This is a genomic window from Steroidobacter sp., assembly GCF_016790065.1.
In the GTDB taxonomy this organism is placed as follows: domain Bacteria; phylum Pseudomonadota; class Gammaproteobacteria; order Steroidobacterales; family Steroidobacteraceae; genus Steroidobacter.
Map to the genome: position 1 here is coordinate 1 of NZ_JAEUPY010000798.1, position 14,941 is coordinate 14,941.

At 60.5% G+C, this 14,941-nt stretch carries 10 protein-coding genes and 1 pseudogene; 5 read left to right on the forward strand and 6 right to left on the reverse strand.

Annotation, left to right across the window (positions count from 1 at the left end; genetic code table 11):
* Positions 1-132 precede the first annotated feature (132 nt).
* From JNL55_RS32330 to def, 4 genes are read right to left on the reverse strand one after another with little or no spacing between them, the layout of a single operon-like run.
* Positions 133-564: an OsmC family protein gene (locus tag JNL55_RS32330; RefSeq protein WP_293864426.1), complete on the reverse strand. Its 432-nt coding sequence runs from the start codon at positions 562-564 to the stop codon at positions 133-135.
* A complete protein-coding gene (locus JNL55_RS32335) occupies positions 561-1,013 on the reverse strand; it encodes an OsmC family protein (RefSeq protein ID WP_293864428.1) in 453 nt (150 codons plus the stop codon). The genes JNL55_RS32330 and JNL55_RS32335 overlap by 4 nt, the downstream gene beginning before the upstream one ends.
* The gene (locus tag JNL55_RS32340) at positions 1,013-2,491 is read right to left on the reverse strand and encodes an NAD-dependent succinate-semialdehyde dehydrogenase (protein ID WP_293864430.1); all 1,479 of its coding nucleotides are present in this window, start codon (positions 2,489-2,491) and stop codon (positions 1,013-1,015) included. The genes JNL55_RS32335 and JNL55_RS32340 overlap by 1 nt, the downstream gene beginning before the upstream one ends.
* A 40-nt stretch (positions 2,492-2,531) precedes the next feature.
* Positions 2,532-3,065 (reverse strand): peptide deformylase, encoded by a 534-nt coding sequence (gene def, locus JNL55_RS32345; RefSeq protein WP_293864432.1) that lies wholly within the window; start codon positions 3,063-3,065, stop codon positions 2,532-2,534.
* Positions 3,066-3,093: 28 nt separating this feature from the next.
* Here def and JNL55_RS32350 point away from each other — a divergent pair, with 28 nt between their 5' ends.
* Together JNL55_RS32350 and JNL55_RS32355 are read left to right on the forward strand one after the other, a co-directional pair.
* Positions 3,094-3,720, forward strand: coding sequence for a nucleotidyltransferase family protein (locus JNL55_RS32350; protein ID WP_293864434.1), 627 nt, complete (start codon positions 3,094-3,096; stop codon positions 3,718-3,720).
* A gap of 150 nt (positions 3,721-3,870) precedes the next feature.
* The gene (locus JNL55_RS32355; protein WP_293864436.1) at positions 3,871-4,053 is read left to right on the forward strand and encodes a hypothetical protein; all 183 of its coding nucleotides are present in this window, start codon (positions 3,871-3,873) and stop codon (positions 4,051-4,053) included.
* A gap of 13 nt (positions 4,054-4,066) precedes the next feature.
* Here the strand turns inward: JNL55_RS32355 and JNL55_RS32360 are convergent, their stop codons facing one another.
* Positions 4,067-4,468: a response regulator gene (locus JNL55_RS32360; protein ID WP_293864438.1), complete on the reverse strand. Its 402-nt coding sequence runs from the start codon at positions 4,466-4,468 to the stop codon at positions 4,067-4,069.
* A gap of 382 nt (positions 4,469-4,850) precedes the next feature.
* Here JNL55_RS32360 and JNL55_RS32365 point away from each other — a divergent pair, with 382 nt between their 5' ends.
* The 3 genes and pseudogenes from JNL55_RS32365 (at position 4,851) to JNL55_RS32375 (ending at position 11,860) form a co-directional block, all read left to right on the forward strand.
* Positions 4,851-5,264, forward strand: coding sequence for a response regulator (locus JNL55_RS32365; protein WP_293864440.1), 414 nt, complete (start codon positions 4,851-4,853; stop codon positions 5,262-5,264).
* Between the two features lie 171 nt (positions 5,265-5,435).
* A pseudogene (locus JNL55_RS32370) lies at positions 5,436-9,785 on the forward strand (response regulator); the annotation flags it as partial.
* Positions 9,767-11,860, forward strand: a complete 2,094-nt coding sequence (locus JNL55_RS32375) for a response regulator (RefSeq protein ID WP_293864444.1) — start codon at positions 9,767-9,769, stop codon at positions 11,858-11,860. The pseudogene JNL55_RS32370 and the gene JNL55_RS32375, both read left to right, overlap by 19 nt.
* A 387-nt stretch (positions 11,861-12,247) precedes the next feature.
* On the opposite strand, the gene JNL55_RS32380 is transcribed toward JNL55_RS32375, so the two are convergent.
* Positions 12,248-14,623: an acylase gene (locus tag JNL55_RS32380; RefSeq protein ID WP_293864446.1), complete on the reverse strand. Its 2,376-nt coding sequence runs from the start codon at positions 14,621-14,623 to the stop codon at positions 12,248-12,250.
* Positions 14,624-14,941: the final 318 nt, after the last annotated feature.

The following is a 14,941-nucleotide window of genomic DNA, read 5'->3' on the forward strand; positions in this document are numbered from 1 at the left end:
TGGGTGCCACTCAGTCGGCTCTAACCGCCGCCGCCGGTCTGGCCGTCGCTGTGTTCAACGACGGCACTGTGCATACCCTGGCCGCCATCATGGCCACCGGCGCGTTGTTGGCGTTGGCTTGTTTTCTGTGGGTCAGGTCCAGCCTTCCAGCTTCGCTTCCATCGTAATCTCGGCCTTGAGCAGCCGAGAGATCGGGCAGTTCGCCTTGGCGGCTTCGGCAGCTTTCAAGAAATCAGGCGGTGTCGAGCCCGGCACCTTGGCGCGCACTTTCAAATGCACGGCGGTGACGGTGAAGCCGGCGTCGGTTTTCAGCAGCGTCACGGCAGCTTCGGTCTGAATGCTTTCCGCAGTCTTGTTGTCCGTGCCGAGCTGAGCCGATAGCGCCATGCTGAAGCAGCCCGCGTGAGCGGCGGCGATCAGCTCTTCGGGATTGGTGCCTTTACCTTCTTCGAAGCGGGTCGAAAAAGAATATTGGGTGTCGCTGAGCACGCCGCTCTCTGTCGAAATCGAACCCTTGCCGTCTTTCAGGCCGCCTTTCCAGACGGCGGATGCAGTGCGTTTCATGCCGTTGCTCCAGTGGCAGTAGGTTGGGACTCGTTGGCTTGAACAATCGTGATCGTGTGCACCAGCTCGGCGGTCTTGCCCATCATGATGCTGGCCGAGCAGTACTTCTCCGCCGACAAGTGCACGGCGCGCTCGACTTTTTTGGCATCCAGATGGTGGCCGGTGACGATGTAGTTCAGCTGGATCTTGGTGAACACCTTGGGATCGGTGGTAGCACGTTCGCCATCGATTTCGACGACGCAGTCGGTCACCGCTTCACGGCCGCGCTTCAGGATCAGCATCACATCGAATGCCGAACAGCCGCCCAGGCCGAGCAACAGCATTTCCATGGGCCGGAAGCCGAGATTGCGGCCGCCGGCATCGGGTGCGCCATCCATGACGACTGAATGTCCCGAGCCGGATTCGCCCAGGAACATCACGTCCTGCACCCACTTGATGCGTGCCTTCATCAGCTCACTCCACCGATGCACAGGTACTTGATCTCGAGATAGTCATCAAGACCGTACTTGGAGCCTTCGCGACCGATGCCGCTTTCTTTCACGCCGCCGAATGGTGCGACTTCGGTGGAAATGATGCCTTCGTTGATGCCGACGATGCCGGTCTCAAGCGCTTCGGCTACGCGCCACACGCGCGCGTTATCGCGGCTGTAGAAATACGCTGCCAGGCCGAACTCAGTCGAGTTCGCGAGCTTGATGACTTCCGCTTCAGTCTCGAACTTCATCAGCGGTGCCACCGGGCCGAAGGTTTCTTCGCGCATGGCCAACATGTCGACGGTGATGCCGGTCAACACGGTGGGCACATAGAACAAGCCCTTGTCTGTAACGCGCTTGCCGCCGACCAATACCTTCGCGCCTTTGCTAACGGCATCACGCACGTGCTCTTCGACTTTGGCCACGGCCTTTTCTTCGATCAGTGGGCCAATCACCGTGCCCTGGTCCAGACCGTTGCCGATCTGCATTGCCGAGACTTTCTCCGCCAGGCGCGCGGCGAAGCGATCATAGATACCGCTCTGAACATAGATGCGGTTGGCGCACACGCAGGTCTGGCCGGCGTTGCGATATTTCGAGGCGATGGCGCCGTTCACCGCAGCTTCCAGATCCGCATCGTCGAACACGATGAACGGTGCGTTGCCGCCCAGCTCCAAAGAAACTTTCTTCACCGTGCCGGCGCACTGAGACATCAGCAGCTTGCCCACTGCAGTCGAGCCGGTGAAGCTCAGCTTGCGCACCAGCGGATTGCTGGTGAACTCGCCGCCAATGGCCTTGGCTTCGCCAGTGACCACCGAAATGATTCCAGCCGGCAGCCCGGCGCGTTCGGCCAGCACACACAACGCGAGCGCCGAGTAAGGTGTGAGCTCGGACGGCTTGATGACCATCGTGCAACCCGCCGCCAGCGCTGGGCCGACTTTGCGAGTGATCATCGCGGTCGGAAAATTCCACGGAGTGATCGCAGCGGTCACACCGATCGGCTGTTTCAAAACGACGATGCGCTTGTCGGTGCCGTGAGAAGGAATCACGTCGCCATAAGCGCGCTTGCCTTCCTCTGCAAACCATTCGATGAATGACGCGGCATACGCGATTTCACCGCGGCTCTCCACCAGCGGCTTGCCTTGTTCGACGGTCATCAGCACGGCCAGATCTTCCTGATTCGCCATGATCAGGTCGAACCACTTGCGCAACAGTTGCGCGCGCGCTTTGGCCGTCCGCGAGCGCCAATCGGCGAGAGCCTTGTCAGCGGCCTCGATGGCAGTGCGCGCTTCTTTAGCGCCGCAGTGTGGAATGGTGCCGATGACCTGACCGTTGGCAGGATTGACGACTTGATGCACTTCGCCGCTGGCTGCATCCACCCACTGCCCGCCGACGAAGGCTTGCTGGCGAAACAGACTGGGATCGCGAAGAGACAGCGAACTTTGCGGGGCAGCGGCCATGAAACGCTCCAAACGAAAAAGAAAAAGTCACAACGGCGGACTAGTCGTCGACCAGTTGCTGACCGGGAAACAAGGCTTCGTTGAAACCGAAAGTGCGCAGATCGCGGATGCGCATGGGATACAGGATGCCGAGCAAATGATCGACCTCGTGTTGCACGACTCGCGCATGGAAGCCGTCCACGGTGCGATCGATGGGCCGGCCCTGCGGATCGAAGCCGCGATAGCGCAGCTTGGTGTAACGAGGCACCACGCCGCGCATGCCGGGCACCGACAAACAGCCTTCCCAGCCGTCTTCCATCGCGTCGCTCTGCGGCTCCAGCACCGGATTGATCAGCTCGGTGTAGGGGACTTCTTCGGCTTGCGGATAACGCGGATTCTTGCCGACGCCGAAGATCACCACTTGCAGCGACACGCCGATCTGCGGAGCAGCGATGCCGGCGCCGTTCAGCGCCGCCATGGTGTCCTTCATATCCTGCAACAGGGCCTGCAATTCGGGCGTATCGAACTGCTCCACAGGCTTTGCAACCTGCAGCAGCACCGGATCACCCATTCTTAATACTGGACGGACAGCCATGATCGGCAAGTATAGTATCGGGCCCCATATGTCCGCTGCTCCTCATGTCCTGGTGCTCGCAGCCGGTGCTTCCAAGCGCCTCGGCCAGCCCAAGCAATTGGTGAAGCTGGCCGGCCGGCCGGCGTTACACATCGTGGTGTCGAATGCGGTTGCCGTCGCCGGCCATGCCGTGACGGTGGTGGTCGGCGCGCACGCCAGTGAGCTCACCCATTTGCTGGCGCATTCGCCGGCGTCGGTGATCGTCAATCGTCATTGGGAAGAGGGCATGGCGTCGTCGCTGCGCTTCGGGGTCGCGTCGTTACCGCCCGGCTGTCAGGCAGCGATGGTGCTACTGGGCGATCAAGTCGCGGTCACCGCCGACGATTTGAAGCGGCTGATCAGCGCCTGGAAGGGCGAGGAAAGCATGATCGCGGCCAGCGTCTATGAACAACGCGTCGGCGTGCCGGCGATTTTTCCACGCTTGAGTTTCAGCGAGCTGGCCGAGCTGCGCGGCGATCAAGGCGCACGCAGGGTGCTCGAACGTAACAACTACCGTCTGGTTCGCGTGCCCATGGCGAATGCCGCTATCGACCTGGACACCCCGGAAGATCTGGCGTCGCTCACCGAGCGGTTTCAACGGCCGGAATCGACCTACAGCATTGCCCCGGAGAATTAGGTTTGCGCGTCGTTGCCATCCTGCTGCTCATCGTGTTCGTGATCGTGGTCATTTGGATGCGCAACAAGCGCAACCGCTGAGCGTCGCGCCGGGGAAACATCGGCGCCGGCTCAGCCGTTACCTATTGAGATCGCTCAAGAGGTAAATGTCATGCCGGAGTTTTTCCAACAGCATCTGGTCGCTGTGGTGGTGCTGATCGCACTGGCCGTGGCGCTGACCTTTCTGGTGTTTCGTAAACGGCTGTTCGAGCGCGGCTATCGCAAAGGCGAGGCGGCCAATCCAGGCAAGGTCAAGGCACAGAATCGGCCCGACGAATGGAGCCGGAGCCACTAGCTGAAGCTGAGTCTCAGGGCTGCGGCGACGGTGCCGGCACGCCCAGCGAGGACAGGGCGCCGATCAGCATGGCGGAGGTGTACGGCTTGACCAGCACCCCGATGCGCGCATCGGCGGCGAACTTGTCCTTGAGTTCCCTCTCACTGCGGCCGCTGGCAATCAGGATGGGCAGGTTCGGTGACTTGCTCCTCAGCTCTGCCGCCAGCTGATCGCCGGGCCGATCCGGCAAGCCCATGTCCACGATCACGGCCGCCACATCGGCTACGCCAGCCAGGGCCGCGAGCGCTTCCGCCGCGTCTCCTGCCTGCAACACATGGAAGCCTGAGTCCTCCAGGGCATCCACCGCGAACATGCGTACCAGCATCTCGTCTTCGACGATGAGGACGCGAGCCGATCCAGATTGCTGCTCTGTCATGGGTTGTTGATTGTTACCGAAGGCGCCGTCTTGGCGCCTGTTAGCGCTGAGCGGGGCAGTGTACTTCAGTCGTAGGTCGATGCGTATAACGCGCGGTAATGCCTAAGAAAAGTGTGGGATCACCCACTTACTTGTACGCCTTTCAATGACAAAACTACAGGGTCGGTGCGCAGCTGCGGAACTTTGTACAGCAGCGGCGCATTGGGTGATCTGCGCCGCGACTGGACTCGAAACAACGACATATTCGCCAGGTGCCGCGAGTCAGGGTGCAGTAGCAAGCGGCCAAGTCGACCGAGGTAGGTCGACCGAGGATGGGCCGGCTTCGTTTTAGAGCAACACTTTCCGGCAGGAGCGGCGCGGTGGACGTGCTCATCGCATGCAAATGAATTCCGATTCTTCCGGCACGGCTGCTGTCACGCGAGTACTGCGCGTATTGATTGTCGAGGACGAGTCGCTGGTTAGCCTGTTCCTGCAAGGAGTACTGCGGGACTTGGGCCATGACGTCAGTGGTATCGCACCCTCTTTAAGGACCGCCCTGGCCTTTGCCGCCGGTACGCCGACGGATCTGGCCATCGTGGACGTCGGCTTGGCCGGCGACGGCGGTGACGGCATCGACGCCGCCATCGCACTCCGCGCCCGCCACGGCATCCCGGCATTGTTGATGACCGGAGCGCCGTTGGCTTCGCTGGGCGATCGAGTCAAGGACGCTCAACCTCTCGGCTTCCTCGCGAAGCCTTATACCGAAGCGGATGTGGAGCGAGCGTTGATCGCGGCGGTGGCCCAGCTACGACTCTAAAGGTGCGCGACCGCGCAGCTGGAGGAGTCCCTCGGGACCGTGATTGATTGAAACCCGCCTGCACGCCGCGACTGGACCGTCGACGGGTGATTAATGGCTCAAGCTGCAATTGACACCACGGCCGCGTTGGAACGTGGCGACATCCTCAAGGCATTGCGCTTGCTGAAGCGCGGCGACTTTTCGGTGCGCTTGCCGATGGATCTGGCCGGCATCGATGGCGAAATCGCCACGGCCTTCAACGACGTAGTCGAATTGAACGACGCCATGACCGGGGAGTTCGCCCGGCTGCGCGAAATGATCGGCCGTGAAGGCCGCATCTCCGAACGTGCGCGTCTCAACACCGCCAGCGGCAGCTGGTCCCAATGTATCGATTCGGTGAACGGCCTGGTCGGCGAAATGGCCTACCCCGTGTCCGAAGTGGCCCGTGTGATCGGTGCTGTCGCCAACGGCAACCTGTCCCAATCCATGAATCTCGAAGTCGACAATCGACCGATGCGAGGCGAATACCTGCGCATCAGCACCGTCGTGAACACGATGGTGGATCAGCTCGGTTCGTTCGCGTCCGAAGTGACCCGCGTGGCGCGCGAGGTCGGCACCGAAGGCAAACTCGGCGGTCAGGCACACGTGAAAGGCGTGGCCGGTACTTGGAAAGATCTCACCGACTCGGTGAATCACATGGCCGCCAATCTCACCGGCCAGGTGCGCAACATCGCCGAAGTCACCACTGCGGTGGCCAGCGGCAATCTGTCCAAAAAAATCACGGTGGACGTCAAAGGCGAAATTCTGGAGCTGAAAAACACCGTCAACACGATGGTGGACCAGCTCAACTCGTTCGCATCCGAAGTGACGCGCGTGGCGCGTGAAGTGGGTACCGAAGGCAAACTCGGCGGCCAGGCCAAGGTGGAAGGCGTTTCCGGTACCTGGAAAGACCTGACCGACAACGTCAATCACATGGCCGCGAATCTCACTGGCCAGGTGCGCAACATTGCCGAAGTCACGACTGCGGTGGCCAGCGGCAATCTCTCCAAGAAAATCACCGTGGACGTGCGCGGCGAAATCTTGGAGCTGAAGAACACCGTCAACACGATGGTTGACCAGCTCAACTCGTTCGCGTCCGAAGTGACGCGCGTGGCGCGCGAAGTGGGTACCGAAGGCAAGCTCGGCGGCCAAGCGAAAGTGGAAGGCGTCGCCGGCACTTGGAAAGATCTCACCGACAACGTGAACCACATGGCCGCGAATCTGACCGGCCAGGTTAGAAACATCGCCGAGGTTGTGACCTCGGTGGCGCAAGGCGACCTACAGCGCAAACTGGTAGTGGAAGCCAAAGGCGAAATCGCCGCGCTGGCCAGCACCATCAACGGCATGATCGACACGCTCGCAACGTTCGCCGACCAGGTGACCAACGTGGCGCGCGAAGTGGGTACGGAAGGTAATCTCGGTGGTCAGGCCAGCGTGCCCGGCGCCGCCGGTTTGTGGCGCGACCTGACCGACAACGTGAATCAGCTCGCCGCGAATCTTACGACTCAGGTGCGCGCCATCGCCGAAGTTGCGACGGCTGTGACCAAAGGCGACCTCACCCGCTTCATCACGGTGGAAGCCTCGGGCGAAGTGGCCTCGCTCAAGGACAACATCAACGAGATGATTCGTAACCTCAAGGATACGACTCAAAAGAACAACGAGCAGGACTGGCTCAAGACCAACATCGCGCGCTTCAACCGGCTGCTGCAAGGTCAGCGCGACATCCGGCACGTGTCGAATCTGATCCTGTCGCAGCTGGTGCCGCTGGTGAACGCACACCAGGCGTTGTTCTATCTGACCAAGCAGGAAGGCGGCGAAAACGTGCTGGAACTGGTCGCCAGCTACGCCGCGCCCAATCGTCGCCGTCCGCCGCAGAAACTGAAACTGGGCGACGGTCTGATCGGTCAGTGCGCCGTCGAGAAACGCTCGATGCTGCTCTCCGACGCGCCTCACGATTACATGCGCATCACTTCCGGGCTGGGCGAATCCAAGCCCTCGACCGTGATCGTGTTGCCGGCGCTGTTCGAAGGCGAAGTGAAAGCCGTGCTGGAGCTGGGTTCGTTCGAGCGCTTCAGCACCATTCATACGCTGTTCCTCGATCAGCTGATGGAAAGTATCGGCATCGTGCTCAATACGCTGGCTGCCAACATGCAGACCGAGTCGCTGCTGACCCAATCGCAGCTGCTCACCGGCGAGCTGCAGAGTCAGCAGGAAGAGCTGAAAAAGACCAACGATCGTCTGGAGCAACAAGCCACCACGCTACAGCGCTCGGAAGATCTGCTGCGCTCCCAACAGGAAGAGCTGCGCGCCAAGAACGAAGAGTTGGTGGAAAAAGCCAACTTGCTGTCCTGGCAGAACAAGCAGGTGGAGGCCAAGAATCAGGAAGTGGAACGCGCCAAGGAAATGCTCGAGGAGAAAGCCGAGCAGCTGGCGCTGACTTCCAAGTACAAATCCGAGTTCTTGGCCAACATGTCGCACGAGCTGCGCACGCCGCTCAACAGCTTGCTGATCCTGTCCAAGCTGCTGGCCGACAACGCCGACGCCAATCTCACCGGCAAGCAAATCGAGTTCGCGCAGACCATCAATCGCGCCGGTACCGAATTGCTGGCGCTGATCAATGACATTCTCGACTTGTCCAAGATCGAGTCGGGCACGGTCACGCTGGACGTGAGCACGGTGCACTTCGGCGAAGTGGTCGACAACTTGCAACGCAGCTTCGAGCAGGTGGCCAGCGACCGCAAACTGCAGCTCAAGATCGAAGTCGATCCGTCGCTGCCGCGGACCATGATTACCGACGAAAAACGCTTACAACAGATTCTGAAGAATCTGTTGTCCAATGCGTTCAAGTTCACCCACGACGGTGGCGTCGAGCTGTCGATCTATCGCGCCAGCAACGGCTGGAATCCGGGCAATCAATCGCTCAATGCCGCGTCGTCGGTGGTGGCGTACTCAGTGCACGACACCGGCATCGGGATCGCGGCCGACAAGTTGCGGGTGATCTTCGAAGCCTTTCAACAAGCCGACGGCACCACCAGCCGTAAATACGGCGGCACCGGTCTCGGTCTGTCGATCAGTCGCGAAATCTGTCGCTTGCTGGGCGGTGAGATCACTGTCGAGAGCAAGCCCAGCGAAGGCAGCACCTTCACGCTGTACTTGCCCATGACTCACGACTTTTCCAAGTCGGCCGTGGCACTGTCGCCGGCGTCCGCACCCAGCTCGCACGCTCATACGCATGTGTCTGCGCCACCCCAGATCGTCATCAGTCGCGAGTCGACGCCGCTGCTGGTGGCGTCCGAGCTCACCGACGATCGGCAAAACATTCAGCCGGGCGATCGCGTCCTGTTGATCATTGAAGACGACGCGAAGTTCGGCCGCATTCTGTTGGACCTCGCCCACGATCGCGGCTTCAAGGCCGTGGTGTCGGCCACCGGCAGCGGTGCGTTGCCGTTGGTCCGGCGCTTCAATCCGTCCGTGATTACGTTGGACATCAATTTGCCGGACATGGATGGCTGGCGGCTGCTGGATATTCTGAAGCGCAGTGCTGAGACACGCCACATTCCGATCCACATCATTTCGGTGGACGACCCACGCGAGCGTGGCTTGCAGATGGGGGCGTTCTCAGTGTTGGAGAAGCCGGTCGATCACGCGACACTGCAGAACGCTCTAGCGCGCACCGAAGAGTTCATCGCCCGCAAGGTGAAAGAGCTGTTGTTGGTCGAGGACGATGACTTGCAGAGTAGTGAGATTCAGAAGCTGATCGGCAATGGCGACGTGCACGTCACGCGCGTCATCAATGGCCGCGAAGCCTTGCAGGCATTGCAGACCAAGGCGTTCGACTGCGTGGTGCTGGATCTGGTGTTGCCGGACATGGACGGCGTAAAGCTGATCGAGACCATTCGCCGCGATCAATCGCGCCGCTTGCCGGTGATCATTCATACTGCCAAGGATCTGAATCCCGCGGATGAAGCCAAGCTGCGCAACCTGGTAGAGAGCTTCATTCTCAAGAGCCCCGATTCGCCCCAGCAGTTGTTCGACGAGACCGCGCTGTTCCTGCATCGCTTCGTCGAAGACATGCCTGAAGACCAACGCCAGATCATCGATCGGGCACGGCGGCGCGAACCGGGTCTCGCCGGCCGCAAAGTGCTGATCGTCGACGACGACATTCGTAACATTTTCTCTTTGACCGGGGTTCTCGAACAGCACGACATCGAAGTGCTGCACGCCGAGAGCGGGCGCGAGGGCATTACCATGCTGAACGACACACCCAATGTCGACATGGTGTTGATGGACGTCATGATGCCGGACATGGATGGCTACGAAACCATGCGCCAGATCCGCCGCAACGACCGTTTCCGCAAGCTGCCGATGATTGCCATCACCGCCAAGGCGATGAAAGGCGACCGCGAGAAATGTATCGAAGCCGGCGCTTCGGAATACATTTCCAAGCCGGTCGATGTCGATCAGCTGGTTTCGATGATGCGCGTGTGGCTGCGGCGCGTTTGAACAAGGGCCCACAGAGTCACGGCTCGAAGCAAGCTGGCGCACTCGAGGCGCCGGCTACGGATGCCACTGGCAATTTGCCGGCGCTGCCGGTGCGGGCCACCATCCTCATCGTCGATGACGAGGCCAATAATCGCTTTGCCTTGTCTCAAGTGCTGGCGGAGTTGGAAGAAACCGTCGTCGAAGCGGCATCCGGCGAAGACGCGCTACGTTTTTTGTTGAGAGAAGAGTGCGCGCTCATTCTGCTCGACGCCAACATGCCGGGCATCGACGGCTACACCACGGCAGAGTTGATCCGTCGTCGCGAGCGCTCTCGACACATCCCCATCATTTTTGTCAGCGCCATCGACCGCGACGACGAACACATCGCACGCGCGTATGCGATGGGTGCCGTCGACTATGTGTTCAAACCGGTCGATCCGGTGATCCTGCGTTCCAAGGTCGCGGTGCTGGTGGATCTGTATCGCAAGAGCGCCGAGGTCGAACGCAAGGTCGCGCTCGAACACTTCCTGCAAGAAGAGAATCTGCGCATCCGCCAGGAAAAGCTCGAAGCCGAACGGCAGCTGCGTCAGATCGAAGAGCGGCAGAACTCCATCGTGCGTTCGCTGCCGATTGCTCTCTACAGCGCCGGCATCGATCAGAGTTTCGCCGGCCCGCGCTTCATCAGCGACGTCATCGCCGAATTGATCGGCTTCGCTCCCGAGCAATTCCTCGACGATCCGCACTTGTGGGTGAATCGAATTCATCCGGAGGATCGCGATCAAGTGCTCGCCGAAGTTGCGGCCATTCCAACGCTGGGCGGCATGTCCACCGAGTACCGTTGGCTATGCGCCGACGGCTCACATCGCTGGTTCCTGGACCGCGCCGTGCTGATTCGTCACGAAGGCCGGCCGTTCGAAATCTTCGGCAGCAGTTTGGACGTCACCGACCGGCGCCGGGTGGAGCAACAACTGGTCCAGTCGCAAAAGATGGAAGCAGTGGGGCAGCTCACCGGTGGCATTGCGCACGACTTCAACAACATGCTCACCGTCGTGATCGGCAATCTCGACTCTCTGGCTCGCCAACTCAAAGGCACCGGCCGCAACTTCGACCGCGCGCAGATGGCGCTCACCGGCGCATTGAGCTGCGCCGAACTCACGCGTCGCATGTTGGCTTTCGCTCGTCGCCAGCCGTTGCAGCCCTCTCCTGTGAATCTCGGCGAGGTGAGTCGCAACATCACCAAGCTGCTCGGCCGCACCTTGGGCGAACGTATCCAAATCGACGTACGCGTGCCGGATGAGCTGTGGAACGTGCTCGCCGATCCCGCTCAGGTCGAGTCCTCACTCATCAACCTGGCCGTGAATGCCCGCGATGCCATGACCGAAGGCGGCACTCTCACCATCGAAGCCCGCAACATCGGCCGCCATGCTCGCGAGGCGGATGTTCCTGAAGATGAGTTCGTGTTGCTGTCCGTGACGGATACCGGCGCCGGCATGACTCCTGAAGTGCTCGAACGCGCACTCGAACCGTTCTTCACCACCAAGCGCATGGGGCATGGCACTGGCTTGGGCCTCAGCATGGTGTATGGCTTCGTCAAACAATCCGGTGGCCACGTGAAGATCATTAGCACGCCTGGGCGTGGGACCAGCGTGAGGATTTACCTGCCGCGCACTGAAGCTATGCCGACGATTAGTGTTGGCACTGGTGAGGACCTTTCTTTGTCGGGGCGTGATCGGACCATTCTTCTGGTCGAAGACGATGCGGGTGTTCGAGCGGTGACTGCGGCCATGTTGAAGGAGCTGCAGTTCAATGTGATCGAAGCCGATAACGGCGCGAGAGCGCTGGATATTGTGGATCGAGAGTCGGATATCGATTTGTTGTTCACCGATATCGTTATGCCTGGCGGCATGAATGGCTTCGAGCTCGGGCGGCTCGCTCGCGAGCGCCGACCGCAGTTGCCAGTGTTGTATGCGACGGGCTACTCGGCGTCGTACGCCGCGCCGGAGAAAGGTGCGGATATGTTGGCAAAGCCGTACCGCGAGGCTGACTTGCGTAGCAAGCTAAGAGGGTTGTTGCCGGCGCGAGCCAGCTTGAATTAGCCGCTGCGCCTGAATACAAGATCGGAATGGTTTGGCATGGAAAGAAAACCGAACCCGCCTCTCCACTCCGCAAATACATACAAACGTCGATGCGCTCGAACATTGAGGCATCGCTCGAACGCCGATGCAGCCCCAAACCTTGAGGCGGCGCCGGGAGTGACCTACCTCCTCCCGGCAGCTTCGACGTACAGGGACGTGCTAGTCGCAGCAGCGCTCACCATGGATGTGCGGCAAGCAGCGCAAGGCGCTGCGGCCGTGCGCGGTGCCGGGAGGAGGTAGGTCACTCCCGGCGCCGCAGACCACCGCGCCTCTTAGATCGATCGGACAGCCGGGAGAACATAGCCACCCCCGGCGATGCCAGACCACCGCGCCTCTTCTGAAGCGCGCTCAGTTCCCCGACAGGGCCAAGCTGCGAAGCTCGGCATCCGCCGTGATCTCCGCTTCCGTGAAGGGCAACTTCAACCACTGACTCTTCGAATACAACCGCGTCTGATCCGCATAGAACGGTGAGTCCGGCTCTTCCGACTGCGAGTACGACAATATGCCTCGGGCATCGACTTCACCCGCGTCCGTCCAAGTAACCACTTGCATCCAGCTATTGCCACTAACGATCGGTGCATAGCCCTTGCCAGCCTGCAGCTTCGCGCCCATCACGCTGAACATGCCGCCGGCATGTGAGCCACCGGGAATACCGATCTTCTCGCCGTTACGTTCCGCGTACTGCACTTCGCCCCACGGCGCATCTAACGGAATCTGTGCATCGTTCAACTTCTTGGTGGCCGTCGCCAAACCCAGCATCACCGCCTTGCGCACCTTCGCATCTGCCACCTTGATCTGTCTCGGCGTGCCGATCGGATCTTTCACATCGAACGGCACCACCCAAAGATCAGGCGTCGCCGCGATCAGCGGCCAAGCTTCCGTCCAAATCTGCGCGCCTCGGCTGCCAACGTCCTGTTTGCGATCCCAAGCAGCCAACACATCGCAGGTCTTACCCACATCGATCGTGTCCTTCTCAACCTTGACCGACTTCGGTTCGCGCTTACAAACCGCCAGCAGATCGTTCAACAACAACTCTGCGCCATAGTTACGATGATTGAACAGCAAGTCCTGCAGACGCTGCGCGTCGAAGCGGTTCGACTCCTTCGCCTCCAACACTTCCTTCACCATCACCACGCCAGCCCGCGTGCGTAGCGAGCGCTCGGTCTTCTCCACACCGATGACGGGCGAGAACCCTTCCAGCGGCTGAGCCGGATTCGTGACCCAGTAACTGTCGTTGGAATTGGTGACATAGTCGTCTCGCACGATGTGCGGCAACTGTTGTGGCGGCAGGATGCCCGGCTGCTGAGCGCGCTCATCATTGCGCCACTCACAATCCGGCGTGCCTCGCAGCACCACCACACGTGCGCCACCCCAGCGCTGCACTTTGTCGCTGGCGCAGCTCTTGATCAGCGCCTCATCGACGTTCGGCACCACTGAATAGTCAGCGTAGAGCGCCTTGCCGTCGCGATCCGCCGCGATGGTATTCACCCAAGCCGTGCCTTGCGTGGACTGCAACGCTGCGACGATGTCGTCGACCGTCTTGGCGAGCGAGAACTTCAAGTACTGCTCGGACGAACGGTTGTTATCCAGATTGGCATCGCGAACGACATAAGCGACTTGACTGGTCCACGGCAGGTCCTTGTCTTCGACCACCGGACCGAAGTGGCTGAAATACGTGGTGCGCTCTTCAGTCTTCACCGTGCCGTCGGGCTGACGCACGTCGACGCTGACGACTCGCGTTGTGAGCTTCCGAGTTTCCTCGCCATAGCGATACGACAACGGATCGTTCGGATCCAGCGTCAATTCATACAACGTGGAGCGTAGACCGGTGGAGACGGTGTGCGACCAGGCGATGTCGTGATTGAAGCCGATGCTGATGAACGGCGTAGAAATCAAACCCACGCCCATGACATCGAGCTGACCTGGAATGGTCAGATGCGCCATATGAAAGCGGCTCGAGCCCGACCAAGGATAGTGCGGATTTCCCAGCACCATCCCTTTGCCGTTGACGGTCGCTGCCTTGCCGAGCGCGATGGCATTCGAGCCCATCATCGTCACATCTTCCGGAACGGGCGGCAGCGTTCGTGAGATTTTCTCGTCTTTGCTCGGCGGAGTGGCATTGGCCAGTGCAGCGGGCGAACGTCCGACGCCATAGCGAATACCGACGCCGATGCCGATGCGCGCCATGTCGGTGCCATCGATAGGTCGCACCCAAGGTTGATCGCGGCAGCTCGCGGGCAGTTGTTCCTTCGCGGCTGCGCCGGTGTGATCTGCGATGTAACGGTTGTAACCCGCGATATAGCCCGCGGTCAGCGCCTGCATTTCTTTGGGAATGCGCGCGCCGGCATGGGCCAGTGCTTGATCGGTGATGACCGACTTATGAAACACGTCGGCTTCCACGCGGCCTTCCTCCGGCCCGAAGAATTTGGCTTGTTCGCCTCGCACGTTCACGAATTCGCGTGCCAGCGTGCATACCGCGTCAGTCGCGACAGCGTAAGCAAACCCATAGCCGAGGCCACCCCAATCATCAGCCTTGATGTGCGGCACGCCGTGCGCGGTCCAGCGCACTGTGGCGTTGTAGCGTTGTTTGCTAGCGGCGTCGTTCGACGCAGGCTTGCTACAGCCCACCAGGCCGGCGGTGGCGGCGGCACAGGCCAGTACGAGTGCCACGCTGCGAGTTCGATTAGAGATGCCAGCAGTCATGAACCATTCTTCCTTCTTCATCGGCGGTGGTTGGTTAGCGCGAAATTACAACTTTGAGCGTCGTTGCGCCTTCGCGTTTAGGACCAAGCATCGTCGCAATTCGGCCCACAATGCCGCTTGTAGTCGGACAATCCGACCCAATTGTGTGATGTAAGGCGCTGCCCTGCGGAATTGCACTCGTCAAACGGGGTCGATCCAGGTACAGTGCGCCCTCATCGCAGCCGCCGTCCGGTCGGCTCGTTCACCCCTCGCGGTCTGTCGGCTCCTGGTTTTTCTTTGGGCCCGCCTCGATTTGTCTCCCGCCTCACTGGACCAGAAACGCAAGTTTCCGCAGGCTGG